The sequence below is a fragment of the Pantoea sp. UBA5035 genome, from assembly GCF_002415245.1.
GTDB classification, from domain to species: domain Bacteria; phylum Pseudomonadota; class Gammaproteobacteria; order Enterobacterales; family Enterobacteriaceae; genus Pantoea; species Pantoea septica.
In genome coordinates this window covers 108457-122423 of record NZ_DICD01000007.1, presented here as the reverse complement: position 1 = coordinate 122423, position 13967 = coordinate 108457, and the positions used below count along the sequence as shown (strand labels likewise).

At 57.9% G+C, this 13967-nt stretch carries 9 protein-coding genes, 1 tRNA gene and 1 pseudogene; all 11 read right to left on the bottom strand.

Features of this window, described 5'->3' with window-relative positions; all coding sequences use genetic code 11:
• Positions 1–167 precede the first annotated feature (167 nt).
• Positions 168–2267: a UDP-forming cellulose synthase catalytic subunit gene (gene bcsA / locus B3229_RS04765; protein WP_286869838.1), complete on the bottom strand. Its 2100-nt coding sequence runs from the start codon at positions 2265–2267 to the stop codon at positions 168–170.
• Positions 2268–2317: 50 nt separating this feature from the next.
• Positions 2318–3121: a cellulose biosynthesis protein BcsQ gene (gene bcsQ, locus B3229_RS04760; RefSeq protein WP_033754478.1), complete on the bottom strand. Its 804-nt coding sequence runs from the start codon at positions 3119–3121 to the stop codon at positions 2318–2320.
• Positions 3112–3696, bottom strand: coding sequence for a cellulose biosynthesis protein BcsO (gene bcsO / locus B3229_RS04755; protein WP_286869834.1), 585 nt, complete (start codon positions 3694–3696; stop codon positions 3112–3114). Before bcsO ends, bcsQ begins: the two co-directional genes overlap by 10 nt.
• 450 nt (positions 3697–4146) lie before the next feature.
• Positions 4147–5169, bottom strand: a complete 1023-nt coding sequence (dppF, locus tag B3229_RS04750) for a dipeptide ABC transporter ATP-binding subunit DppF (protein ID WP_096072362.1) — start codon at positions 5167–5169, stop codon at positions 4147–4149.
• Positions 5159–6145, bottom strand: coding sequence for a dipeptide ABC transporter ATP-binding protein (gene dppD / locus B3229_RS04745; RefSeq protein WP_048783781.1), 987 nt, complete (start codon positions 6143–6145; stop codon positions 5159–5161). The genes dppF and dppD overlap by 11 nt, the downstream gene beginning before the upstream one ends.
• Positions 6146–6156: 11 nt before the next feature.
• A complete protein-coding gene (gene dppC / locus B3229_RS04740) occupies positions 6157–7059 on the bottom strand; it encodes a dipeptide ABC transporter permease DppC (RefSeq protein WP_033754469.1) in 903 nt (300 codons plus the stop codon).
• A gap of 9 nt (positions 7060–7068) precedes the next feature.
• Complete coding sequence (gene dppB, locus B3229_RS04735; RefSeq protein WP_033754467.1) at positions 7069–8088, bottom strand: dipeptide ABC transporter permease DppB; 1020 nt, start codon at positions 8086–8088, stop codon at positions 7069–7071.
• Between the two features lie 299 nt (positions 8089–8387).
• Positions 8388–9998: a dipeptide ABC transporter periplasmic-binding protein DppA gene (dppA, locus tag B3229_RS04730; protein ID WP_048783778.1), complete on the bottom strand. Its 1611-nt coding sequence runs from the start codon at positions 9996–9998 to the stop codon at positions 8388–8390.
• Positions 9999–11326: 1328 nt separating this feature from the next.
• Positions 11327–11403 (bottom strand) — tRNA-Pro (locus B3229_RS04725).
• Between the two features lie 140 nt (positions 11404–11543).
• Positions 11544–13208, bottom strand: a pseudogene (eptB, locus tag B3229_RS04720) (kdo(2)-lipid A phosphoethanolamine 7''-transferase); the annotation flags it as partial.
• A gap of 257 nt (positions 13209–13465) precedes the next feature.
• Positions 13466–13894, bottom strand: coding sequence for an organic hydroperoxide resistance protein (locus B3229_RS04715; protein WP_033754461.1), 429 nt, complete (start codon positions 13892–13894; stop codon positions 13466–13468).
• Between the last annotated feature and the right edge of the window lie 73 nt (positions 13895–13967).

Below are 13967 nucleotides of genomic sequence, written 5' to 3'. Positions count from 1 at the left end.
CGCAACAGGCGTGGCTGGTTCCGGCGCGGCGGGCACAGCCGACTCCGGCGCGGCGGGCGCGGCGCTGTTGACCGGCGCGGCAGAATTATCGGGCGCTTCCGCCCAGCCCGCGTTCAGCCACAGCGCCGCCGCCAGCGATGAGGCCAGCAGAGAGTGAGTCGCGATTCTCATGCTGCGCCGTCCTCTTTTGCCGCCGCAGGCGCGCGGCCTTTGGCGCGTCGATCCTTCCAGGTCAGCCAGAACAGCTCGAACACGGTGCGAATAATGGTGCCCAGCGACAGCAGCGCATTGTCTTTTTTGTACTCCGGCTGAAGCCAGGCGTCGGCGCGCGCCAGCACCACGCGCACCAGCTCGCGCCGACGCGCCAGCGGCATCGCGGCGAAGCGCAGGCGGATCGACTTGTCGTCGCCGGAGATTTTGCTCACCGGAATGGTAATAGCGCCCGACTGCAGCAGCAGATCGATCTCTTCAATCTCATCGGTTTCATGACGGTTATCCGGCGCATCCAGCTGCGCGCCGCCCATGGAGAGATCGCTGGTGCGGGTGCGCGACGAAATGCCGCTGGCGTAGTGGATAATCGCCGGGATCTCTACCTCGATGCGGATGGTTTTACGCACCTGCCGCGTTTCACGCGCCACCGCGATCGCCGCCATCAGGATAATCAGGCTAAAGAGCGCCCAGCCGACGTTCAGGGCAATCACGTAAGGGTCGACGCCGAAGTAGTCGTGCATCACCGCGCGCCCCACGCCTGCGGCGATGCCGACGCCCAGCAGCGCCGCCACGATGACGTGCGGACGCACAATGTGAAAATCGAAGAAGCCCTGATCGAGCAGACCGCCTTTGTCGGTCACGTTAAATTTACCGTGCCTGGGCGACAGCATGGTCAGCAGCGTCGGGATCACCAGATGGAAACACATCACGGTTTCATAGATTTCGCCCCAGAAGGTGTAGCGAAAGCGGCCGTTCATGCGCGAGTTGACGTAGAGCGACATCACCAGGTGCGGCAGCACATAGGCGAAGATCAGCGACGCCGACGAATGAATGATATTCAGGTTGAACAGCAGATAGGCGAGCGGCGCGGTGAGGAACACCACGCGCGGCAGGCCGAACTGGAAGTGCAGCATGGCGTTGAGATAGCAGAGACGCTGTTGCCACTTCAGGCCGCGTCCCAATAGCGGATTATCGACGCGGAAAATCTGCGTCATGCCGCGCGCCCAGCGGGTACGCTGTACGACGTGCAGGCCGAGACGCTCGGTCGCCAGACCGGCCGCCAGCGGGATGGCCAGAAACGCCGATCCCCAGCCGCGCCGCTGCATTTTCAGCGCGGTATGCGCGTCTTCCGTCACCGTTTCCACCGCGAAGCCGCCAATCTCCTCCAGCGCCGCGCGACGGATCACCGCGCAGGAGCCGCAGAAAAAGGTGGCATTCCAGTTGTCGTTGCCCTGCTGCACCGGGCCGTAGAACAGCGCGCCTTCGTTGGGAATAGTGCGCGCCGCGCGCAGGTTGCGCTCGAAAGGATCGGGTGAGTAGAAGTAGTGCGGCGTCTGCAGCAGCGCCAGCTTCGGATCGGAGAGGAATGGGCCGACGGTGGCCTGTAGAAAGGTGCGCGTGGCGACGTGGTCGCAGTCAAACACGCAGATCAGCTCGCCTTTGGTGATCTTCATGGCGTGGTTCAGGTTGCCCGCTTTGGCGTGGCTGTTGTCGTCGCGCGTAATATAGCCGACGCCGACGTCGGCGGCGAAAACCGCAAACTCCGGCCGCTTGCCGTCATCCAGCAGATAGACCTTCAGCTTGTCGCGCGGGTAGTCGATACACTGCGCCGCCAGCACCGTATCGCGCACCACGTCGAGGCTTTCGTTATAGGTCGGCACGTAGACATCGACGGTCGGCCAGAGGCTGACGTCGTCCGGCAGCGGTTCGATGGTGCGCTTTAGCGGCCAGGTGGTTTGCAGAAAGCCGAGAATTAAAATCAGCCAGACATAGATTTCAGCAAGATATAAGCCAATGCCGAGGATCGCTTCCGTTTCGGAATTAAAATGGAGCGTCTCTGTGGTGCGCCACCAGATATATCGGGTGGACATCAGAGCAGAGAGAATAACCATAACCACCGTTATTTTACGGCTTTTGCTGAAGCCCAGTAAAAACATCATTAAAATACTGATTAAGCCAAATATATATTGTTTCTGGCTGTCCATCGGCGTAATAACGATCACCGCTGCTGCTGGCGCAAGCACCAGCAGCAACAGGTAAAACCCGATCTTATTCATGATTCACCCTGGGAAAAGCTCTGTTTTTATAGCCTGACGACGCCAGGCAATTAATAGTGGCTGCTGCGGATTGGCGCCTGAACTTCGCCATTGCCGACGGAAATATTGAGAATATTCGCCACGCGTTTTCCAATGAGTTCAATATCGAACGCGGCGGCGGACGCAGGGCTGAAATCGTAAACCGATTGCTGGGAGGCGTTGGCTTCCGCCACGCTCTCATCGCGATGCACCACGCCCAGTAAGCTGTCGCCCAGCCGCTGCTGCATAAAAGCGGTGACGTCGCGGCTAATATTGCGGCGGTTGTCGCTCTGATTCAGCACGAAGTAGTGCCCCAGCTGATTATTCAGCGGCTGGCCAATCATGCGGTTATTTTCAATTTGCGGTAGCAGCGAAACCGAGGCGGTATCGGCCAGCATCACCACCAGATGCATTTGCGCCAGCGCGCTCATCGCTTTGAGCGCCGGGCCGGGGCCGGGCGGAAAGTCGGCGACGATCACCAGACCGGGATAGTTCAGCACCGTATCTAGCCCGCGCCGCAGGAAGTGGGGATCTTTCGCCAGGTTCTCTTCAAAGCGTTCGCGCTGCGGCTCGGTCACGTCGCCGTAGGGAAGTACGAAAATGTTGCCGCCGGTGGTGAGGATCGACTGGCTCCAGTCCGCCTGCTCTTCCGAGCGCGCGACAAAGCCGCGGCCGTCGTTGAGCGGCACGCCGAAATGCAGACGCAGGGCGTTCTGCACGTCAAAATCGATCGCTAATACTTTGCTGCCCGCCCGCGCTAATCCCCAGGCCAGATTGGCTGCCAGCGTGGTTTTCCCGACTCCCCCTTTCGGCGAGCACACACAAACTAACGGCATAGCGCAATCTTCTCCAGTAACGGTTTGAGCAGGGTTTCTTTCGGCAGGCTGACCGGCTCGCTGTGGCGCGCGCGAAACAGGCCGCCAAAGCGGCGCGCAGGCGCGGCCGCGGGCAGACTAAACGCCTGAACGGGCGGCGTAGAAACGGACGCGATGGGTACGCTAAGCGGTGGAACAGGCGACGCGGAAACGGGCGCGACGGCGGGCGGCGCCGCGTCTTCAGGCGGCGCCGGAAAGAGCGAAGATCGGGGCGTCGCAGCAACAGGCGCGCGATCCGTCAGGCTATCGAGAATGCGGCTGCGTGCGCCGCCAGGCGGCAACGCCGCGGGCTGCCGCATCAGCGGCGAGGCGGCTGGCGCGCGAAACTCATCGCCGCGCAGCGGCTGCGGCTGGGGCAGATCGATACGCTGGCTACCGCTGAACGGCGTTGAGGCGTCTTCATTCGCCAGCTGGCGAATAAGCGCCCACTGGCTATTTTCGGCGGGTTCCTGTAGCTGGCCTGACATGTCTTTAAAGGCGATATCGAGCGTTTGCGTTTTTTCTTTGAAACGCTGCAAATCGTCATAGTTTTTCATCGGGCCATGGCCTGCATTCAGGAAAAAATTTGCCAGGAATATATCACATTCATTTAGGCCCGGTGAGAAAAATCTGATTATAAAAGACGCACATTCAATAAAAGAGTTTTATCTTTATGATTAATTTAAAACCCGCACAAGCCTTTCTTGTCGGTTTTGCCAATAAATTAATTAATTAGCCTTAACTGAAATAGATAAGCAGTTATTGGGGGTTCAATAATAAAAGTTACGCCTTACCCTTTGATGGCGCTGCCAATAGCGTATCGAGACATTTTTGCGTGTTTTCTTAATGCAAACCTGACAGGCGTTTTACGCTTTAGATAAAGTGTCGCGCCAGCCGCTCACGTCAGCGACGATAATCTTTTACGCAAATTTTTTTACGGCGGCTGAAGATGTATCAGATGGTATGAAGAGTGGGCAATAAAAAGGCTCCTTACGGAGCCTCTCTGTTTAAACAATCCCTTCCGCCGCGCCGACCGGCTGGTTTTCATCCTGGTCAACGGCGAAGCAGGCGATCTGCTGATCGCCGTAGCGCTTCAGCTTCGGCTGTAGCTGCACGCAGGTGCCGAAGCGACGACGGCAGCGCGCGTTAAAGGCGCAGCCCGGCGGGGGATTGAGCGGGCTGGGCAGCTCGCCGGTCAGCTTGATGCGTTCGCGCCGGTCGTCTGGGTTGAGACGCGGCGTGGCCGACAGCAGCGCCTGAGTATAGGGATGGCGCGGATTGCTGAAGATCGCCTCTTTGCTGCCCTTCTCCACGCAGCGGCCCAGATACATCACCATGACCTCGTCCGCAATGTGCTCCACCACCGAGAGATCGTGCGAGATAAAGACGTAAGAGAGCCCCATCTCCTGCTGCAAATCCATCATCAGGTTAAGCACCTGCGCGCGCACGGAGACGTCGAGCGCCGAAACCGGTTCGTCGGCGATCAACACGTCGGGTTCGAGCATCAGCCCGCGCGCGATGGCGATACGCTGACGCTGGCCGCCGGAGAACATATGGGGATAGCGATCGTAATGCTCGGTTTTCAGGCCGACCTTCGCCATCATCTCCAGCGTCTTCTCTTTACGCTCCGCCTTGCTCAGCGCAGTGTTAATCAGCAACGGCTCCTCAAGAATCTGGCTGACTTTCTTGCGCGGATTAAGCGAACCGTAGGGGTTCTGGAACACAATCTGGATTTTCTGGCGACGCAGCTTCTGCGCCTGCGGATCGTGCTTCAGCAGATCCTGACCGTGCCAGAAGAGCTGGCCTTCAGTCGGCGTTTCAATCATGGTCAGCAGGCGGCCGAGCGTCGATTTGCCGCAGCCGGACTCGCCGACCACCGCCAGCGTTTTGCCGCGCTCCAGATTAAAGGAGACGCCGTCCAGCGCTTTCACCAGGCGCTCCTGGCCGAACAGGCCTTTCTTCACCGGATAGTGTTTTTTCAGGTCAATCGCCTGCAGCAGGTAATCCTGCCTGGTATTATCAAGACTCATAGGTCGGTCTCCCGGCATCATCCAGCGGATAGTGACATTTGGACTGACGCCCCGGAATGTCGCGTAAGGCAGGTTCTTCTTTACGGCAGCGATCGGTGGCGTAGGGGCAGCGCGGATTCAGCAAGCAGCCGATCGGACGGTCATATTTGCCCGGCACCACGCCCGGCAGCGAGGCCAGACGCGCCTTGTCGGCGGCGAACTCCGGCAGCGCGCGCAGCAGCGCCTGGGTATAGGGATGACGCGGCGCTTTGAAAATATCGCTCGCCTTGCCACTCTCGACCACCTGACCCGCATACATCACGATGATGTGGTGCGCGGCTTCCGCCACCAGCGCCAGATCGTGCGTAATCAGGATCAGCGCCATATTCTCCTGCTGCTGCAGCTCCAGCAGCAGCTCGATAATCTGTGCCTGAATGGTCACGTCCAGCGCCGTGGTTGGCTCGTCGGCGATCAGCAGCTTTGGCCGACAGGCGATCGCCATGGCGATCATCACGCGCTGACTCATGCCGCCCGACAGCTGATGCGGATAGACATCCAGTCGCGACGCCGGGTCGGGAATGCCGACCTGCGTCAGCAGATCGATAGCGCGCTGACGGCGAGTGCGGCGGTTGCCGCCCTGATGCACCTTAATCGCTTCCATGATCTGGTAGCCGACGGTGTAGCAGGGGTTCAGGCTGGTCATCGGATCCTGGAAAATCATCGCCACTTCCGCGCCCACCAGCTGGCGGCGCTCTTTCTCGGAGATGCGTTTCAGGTCGCGCTGGTTGAACTCCAGCTTCTCCGCCATCACTTTGCCAGGAAAGTCGATCAGGCCCATAATCGCCAGCGAACTGACCGATTTGCCTGAGCCGGACTCGCCGACAATCCCCACGACCTGCCCCTGTTCAACCTGATAGCTGATGCGGTCGACCGCGCGGAACGGTGTCTTATCGTCGCCGAAATGCACCGATAATTTATCTACATTTAATAACGCCATCTCGGTGCCTCTTACTGCTTGAGTTTCGGGTCGAGGGCGTCGCGTAAGCCATCGCCCATCAGGTTAAAGGCCAGCACGGTGAGCAGAATGGTCAGACCGGGAAAGGTCACCACCCACCAGGCACTTTGCGCATACTGCAATACGTCGGAGAGCATGGTGCCCCACTCCGGCGTCGGCGGCTGCGCACCCATACCGAGAAAGCCCAACGCCGCCATATCGAGAATGGCGTTGGAGAAGCCCAGCGACGCCTGCACGATCAGCGGCGCCAGACAGTTAGGCAGAATATTGACGAACATCTGACGCAGCATGCCCGCCCCCGCCACGCCGGAAGCGGTGACGTAGTCGCGGTTAACCTCAACCAGCACCGCGGCGCGGGTAAGACGGATATAGTGCGGCAGCGCAACAAAGGTCAGCGCGATAGAGGCGTTGACGATCGACGGACCGAAGATCGCCACCAGCACCAGCGCCAGCAGCAGGCTCGGCAGCGCCAGCATAATATCCACGATGCGCATGATAATGGCGTCCACTACGCCGCCGAGGTAGCCCGCCAGCAGGCCGAACACCACGCCGAGGATCAGCGACAGCACCACCACCATACAGCCCACCAGCAGCGACAGGCGCGCGCCATACATCAGACGCGACAGCACGTCGCGGCCCACATCGTCGGTGCCAAGGATATAGCTCCAGCTGCCGCCTTCCTGCCAGACCGGCGGATGCAGCAGCGCATCGCGGAACTGCTCTGCGGGCGCATGCGGCGCCAGCGCGCCGGCGAAGATGGCGATCAGCAGCATCAACACCACATAGACCAGGCCGATGACCGCGCCTTTATTGCGTTTAAAATAGTGCCAGAACTCCTGAATGGGGGTCATCGGCTTGGGTGCAGCGGGTACGCTTGCGGGATCAACAACAGACATGACGCCCCCTTATTTCTTATGTCGTATGCGCGGATTGACCACGCCGTACAGCAGATCAACCAGCAGGTTGACCAGGATAATCAGCACCGCAGTCAGCAGCACGCCGCCCTGCACTACCGGGTAGTCGCGGCGTTGCAGCGCTTCGATCAGCCAGCGGCCGAGGCCCGGCCAGGAGAAGATGGTTTCCGTCAGGATGGCGCCCGCCAGCAGCGTGCCGACCTGCAGGCCGATCACCGTGACCACCGGCAGCATGGCGTTGCGCAGCGCATGAACCACGATAACGCGCATACGCGTCAGGCCTTTCGCGCGCGCGGTGCGGATATAATCCTCGCCCAGCACTTCCAGCATCGCCGAACGCGTCATACGCACAATCACCGCCAGCGGAATGGTGCCGAGCACGATAGCGGGCAGGATCATATGCATCACCGCATCCTTGAAGTCGCCCGCCTCGCCCCAGAAGAAGGTGTCGATCAGCATAAAGCCGGTAAGCGGATTGCTGTCGTCCAGGAACACGGTATCGCTGACGCGTCCGGAAACCGGCGTCAGGTTAAGCTGCACCGACACCAGCATGATCAGCATGATGCCCCACCAGAAAATCGGCATGGAGTAGCCGGTCAGGGAGATGCCGACCGCGGTATGGTCGAAGATAGAGCCGCGCTTCACCGCCGCAAGAACGCCTACCGGGATACCCACGGCGACGGCGAAGATCATGGCGCAGATGCCGAGTTCCAGCGTGGCTTTAAAGCGCGGTACGAACTCATCCCATACCGGGATGCGGCTCTTGAGCGAAATGCCCAGGTCGCCATGCAGCACGCCGTAAATGTAGTGAACGTACTGTTTCCACAGCGGCTGGTCGAGGCCAAAGGCCGCCATCAGCTGGGCGTGACGTTCCGGGGAGATCCCGCGTTCGCCCGCCATGATCAGCACCGGATCGCCGGGGATCATATGCACGAATGCGAAGGTCAACAGGGTAATGCCGATAAATGTCGGGATGACAAGTCCCAGACGTCGGAGTATGAACTGCAGCATAAGCCGGATTCTCAGTCTTTTCCCGCCGCGATAAGCTGCGGGATCTATTGCTCACAACTCGCTCCCGAAAAAAATCGCGGGGGCGACGCAAAGTGCGTTAACCGTCATCTTTCGCTGCGCAGGCGCGAGGGCCCCGGCCCGACGTTTACCGCGGCAAATGTCGGAGACTGGTCGGCTCGCCGCTTTCCTGCAGCGCGAAGATGTTGGGTTTTATTCGAAGAAGTTAGCCGAAAATGCGCGTCGACCGAGCGGGCAAGCGCCCGCTCAGGGGCCGAACAGGTCGGCCCGTACCGCAGGCGTTATTCCTGGATATCGACGTTTTCGAAATGGTGTTTACCTAACGGATCGACCACGTAGCCAGAGACTTTTTTGCTCACCGGCTCAAACACCGTAGAGTGCGCGATAATCAGCGCCGGCGCCTGGTCATGCATCACCACCTGCGCCTGCTTATAAAGCTCGATACGTTTATTGTGGTCCGACTCCGCGCGCGCCGGCTGGATCAGATCTTCAAACGGCTTGTAGCACCAGCGCGAGTAGTTGGAGCCATCTTTTGCCGCCGCGCAGCTAAACAGCGTGGCGAAGAAGTTGTCCGGATCCCCGTTGTCGCCGGTCCAGCCCATCATCACCGACTGGTGTTCGCCCGCTTTCGCGCGCTTCAGGTATTCACCCCACTCGTAGGTCACGATTTTGGCTTTCACGCCGATTTTCGCCCAGTCAGCCTGAACCATTTCCGCCATACGGCGCGCGTTCGGGTTGTAAGGACGCTGAACCGGCATCGCCCACAGGTCGATAGAGAAGCCGTCCGGCATACCCGCTTCTTTCAGCAGCGCTTTGGCTTTTTCCGGATCGTAGGCGTAGTCCTGAATCGCGTCGTTGTAGCCCCACATGGTCGGCGGGATCAGGTTCTTCGCGGCCTGGCCTGCGCCCTGATAAACAGCGTCGATAATCGCTTGCTTATTCACCGCCATGGTCAGCGCCTGACGCACCTTGACGTTATCCATCGGCTTCTTCTCGGTGTTGAACGAGAGGTAGCCAACGTTCAGGCCCGGCTGCTCCATCAGGTTGATCTTGTTGTCTTTCTTCATGCTGGCGATATCGGCCGGGTTCGGGTACGGCATCACCTGGCACTCGCCCTTCTGCAGCTTGGCGTAACGCACGGAGGCATCCGGCGTGATAGAGAAGACCAGACGATCGATTTTCGGCTTAGTACCCCAGAAGTCCGGGTTAGCCTTATAGAGAATGCGCGAATCTTTCTGGTACTGCTGCAGCACGAACGGACCGGTGCCAACCGGGTTCAGATCCAGCTTCTCCGGCGTACCGGCTTTCTGCATCTTGTCCGCATACTCTTTCGACAGAATCGACGCGAAGTCCATGCCGAGGTCGGCAAGGAACGGCGCTTCCGGGCGCGTCAGGGTAAAGCGCACGGTGTAGTCGTCAACTTTCTCGATTTTGCCGATCAGCTTCGGCATATCCATGCCTTCGAAATATTCGTAGCTGCCGCCGGAAACGTTGTGGAAGCTGTTGTTTTTATCCAGCTGGCGCTCGAACGAGAACACGACGTCGTCGGCGTTGAATTCACGCGTCGGCTTAAACTCTTTGGTGGTCTGCCACTTCACGCCTTTACGCAGGTGGAAAGTGTAGGTTTTACCGTCATCGCTGACGTCCCACTTCTCCGCCAGGCCAGGCTGCAGCTCGGTGGTGCCTATTTTGAACTCAACCAGACGGTTATAGATTGGCACGGAGCTGGCGTCATAAGTGGTGCCAGAGGTGAACAGCTGCGGGTTAAAGCCTTCCGGCGAGCCTTCTGAACAGTAAACGAGGGTTTTTGCCTGAACACCTGCGGCGACGGTCATAGCAATCAGGCTCAGACCGACCTTCAGCATCCTGGATTTGGCCAGGGAGTTGATCATGCTTTTGCTCCATTGTGATGTGATGTTGTGTGTATTGCCCGACCTCTGTTTTTTTTATGCGGTTCAGGCGGACCACTGACGTGGTCGAAAGTGCGGAGCGTTCTTGTTGTGTTTTCCCGACGCCGTGGAAACTGCCGGATCACGCCGCTTCTGCAACTTTATTGACGCATCAATTTGTCAACAGTTGCAATGAACGTCAATACAGCCGCGAGTTATTTACACAGAGTGTGAGGAATAGCAAGCAACGGTAAAAAAAAGCCTTCTCGCTTAATCGCCAGATATTGCACAGCGCTTTTCGCCGTCAGACCATATATCTCACTAACCCTGACGATAATTGACAGTGATTCTCACCGCTAAAAAACAGCGGCGCTTGCGCGATAAATGTTGAATAACTGAACGATTTAGCGTGCGTTATCGCGTCCAGCCAGTGGAAAATGCTGGGATTCAGGCATAAGCAATCCGCATGACGATAAAAAAGGTCATAAGAAAAACGCGATGCGAAATAAGCGTCTGGGCCAGACGCGGCGCGCGTTAGCGCGTTGAAAGCGGCAATAATCAGATGAAACCCGCCGGAATGGCGGCAAGGAGGAATTTTGTGACGTTTTTAATAAAACGGTGGGAAAAAGTAGAAACAATCACAGGCGATATTATTTCGAAAAAAGAGCCGGCGAAATTGTTTGATACGCGCGGTTAACGCCTCACAAAAACTTATGCGAATGACATTTTAATCATGCCTGCTTTTTATTGGATAGCGCATTCGAGCATGAAGAGAATGACATTAAAGCAAGTGCCCATATGCTGCATTAAAGTTCTCAGGCGACATATGTTCAAACAGGCCGTACCTGAGCTTAAACGCGGATGGCATGGGCGGAGAAACACGAGTCGCGAGCAATCTCTTTTCAAACAAACAGCGCCACAGTCGAAACGCGGATGGTATGGACGGAGAAACACGAGTCGCGAGCAATCTCTTTTCAAACAGACAGCGCCTCAGTCGAAACGCGGATGGTATGGACGGAGAAACACGAGTCGCGAGCAATCTCTTTTCAAACAGACAGCGCCTCAGTCGAAACGCGGATGGCATGGACGGAGAAACACGAGTTGCGAGCAATCTCTTTTCAAACAGACAGCGCCTCAGTCGAAACGCGGATGGCATGGACGGAAGAGCAAAGCGTCCCGCGACAGGGCCGTCGCGGGCCGAGCGCGCAGGGATGCGTACAGCGACTTTGCGATCCGTCCATACCATCCGCGTCGGCAAAAAGCTTGCAGCCAGCAGCCCGCTTTTCTACAGACGAAAAAAAACCTGCTTTTTCAAGCAGGTTTCTTAAATCTGGTCGGTGAGAGAGGATTCGAACCTCCGACCCCTTCGTCCCGAACGAAGTGCGCTACCAGGCTGCGCCACTCACCGATGGGGGCGCATGTTACTGCGCCCGATTGTCAGCGTCAACCGCTTTTTAGCGGTTTAGCCGCGTTCGCCTGGAAAGCAGCCTGCCCGCCAAAATTCTGGTGCTTCTCAGTCACATCGCGCGCGTCGCTATGTGGCGAAACCGGCGCCTGGCACCAGTTATTCGCCGCTTTAATACCGCCGTTCGGCGAACTGTAGCCCAGACAGCCCAGAATCGTATCGAACAGCTCAACGTGGCGATGCGTCTTCCCGACGCGCTGCTGCGCCTGCAGACGCTCGAAATTAGCGCGGTTATTGGCATCGGCCAGATACTTATCCGACGCCCACACCATCATCGGCACGCGGAACTGCTCCGGCGGCGCCAGCTCGCGCGGCGTACCGTGCAGATGCATATTCTCGCTAATCGACTCGCCGTGGTCGGCGGCATAAAACACAATCGCTTTCTTATCGCGCAGCTGATCGAACACGCTATCGAGCATGCTATCCACGTAAAGAATCGAGTTATCGTAGGCGTTAATCAGCTGCGCCTTGCTGCAGGTCTCATCGACGCCCATACACTCCGGCTGATAGCGCGCGAAACTGCGCGGATAGCGTTGCGAATAGAGATAGTGCGAACCTTTGGTATGCAGCACCACCAGATGCTTGCCGTGCGGATAGCGATCCAGCGACGCCTTCAGCTCCGGCACCAGCAGCATATCGTCAACCGACTTGCCTGCGTTGCGCGGCTCCGAGCCAATCTGCTCGCGGAAGGCGAAATTATCGACCTCCGCATTATCGTAAAACCAGACCTCGCTCTGCATGGCGAACAGCTCGGACGAAAAGCCCAGCTCCTTCATCACGGCGAAAATATTCTTCTCTTTCAGCGTGCGTCCCGGACTATCCTCGGTACCGCCTTCGCGCACGAACATACAGCGCAGCGACAGCTTGGTGGCGGTGTCGCACGACTCGCCGCGGAACGCCACCAGATTCTTCTCTTTGGAAAGCTTCGGCGTGGTATCGCGATCGTAGCCCAGCATGCCCATATGATCCCAGCGCGTGGTCTCGCCGATCACAAACACCACATAGGTATCGTCGATACCCGGCGGCGCGACATAGGTAAACTTCTTCGCCGGATCGAGCAGCTCCTGACTGTCCAGCGTCTCATCAATGCGCGTCCAGGCAAACAGCCCTACCGCTGCCAGCCAGTTTGACGGCAAATAAGAGTGCGCCACCACGCCGCCGTAGCTCGGCAGATCGATATTGGTGATCTCTTCATTGGCCTTTTGCAGCTTGTCGAAATAGCGGATCGGCAGCCACACCAGCGCCACGCACAGCACCATCAACAGCGCAGGCTTAAGGCGCTGTCCCGGCGTGCGCAGCTGCTCCATCAGCGTCTGGCTGAGGTTATTACGCCAGATCATCAGCAGCGGCAGCGCGCTGACGCCGACCATCCAGAGCACGAAGTGCAGGCCGACCACCTCTTTCGACAGGTCAACGTCGGTGGTCATCACCGAGGCGACGATGCCGTAGCCGATGACCACGTTAAAAAAGGCCATATAGTAGGCTGCGGCGACGGAAATCAGTACCAGCAGCGTCGCGAGTACGCGATAGAGCCGCTTGCCGCCCAGCGACAGCAAACGCATCAGGAAAAAAGTCAGCACGACGATAGCCATCACTTCCGTGAAAGCCGTCAGCCAGTTGGTGGGTGTGGATTTGGTAAGAAAGCCGTCAAAACGACGGTAAAAGATCGGCAAATTCAGCAGGATGCCGATATATAACGCCAGCAGCAGCGACAGCTTTTGCTGAGTTATGGTCTTAATATAATTCATCTTAAAGGGTTTTCCCGGGACTTAAGCACGATGTTGAACGCTATTGTGACTATCGCAACGCGGAAGAGTTCGTTTAATTAGCGCAGAGACATGACGATTGTCAGGCGAACAGGAAGAATCTGAACGGGATCGGACGGCTCTTTCACGAGGCTGCACAGTAGAACATAAAATAACCAGCGAGGCCAGAAAAGACGGCGGCGAAGAGGCGCCAGAAAGCGGGGAAAATGAAAGCGGGCCCGCTGCCGGGCCCGTAAAACTTAGCGAATGATATTCAGCGTCACGTCGATATTATTGCGCGTGGCGTTAGAGTACGGACAAACGATATGGGCGGCGTCAACCAGCTTCTGCGCTTCCGCTTCGTCCATCTCCGGCAGGTGAATATTCAGTTTGGCTTCGATGCCGAAACCGTTCGGAATCGGGCCGATACCGACTTCGCCTTCAATCCACGCGTCTTTCGGCATCGCGATTTTGTCGCGGCCCGCTACAAATTTCATCGCGCCGAGGAAACAGGCGGAATAGCCGGCAGCGAACAGCTGCTCCGGGTTGGTCACTTCGCCGCCGGCGCCGCCCATCTCTTTCGGCACGCCCAGCTTCACGTCCAGCACGCCGTCAGAAGAGGTTGCACGACCATCACGGCCGCCGGTTGCTTTGGCTTTTGCGGTATAAACAACTTTCTCTAAAGACATAACTTCCTCTCTTTATAAACGATTTAATCGTACGCGATTAATAAAAGTGTAGCAGGTGTTTCGACGGGCGCGA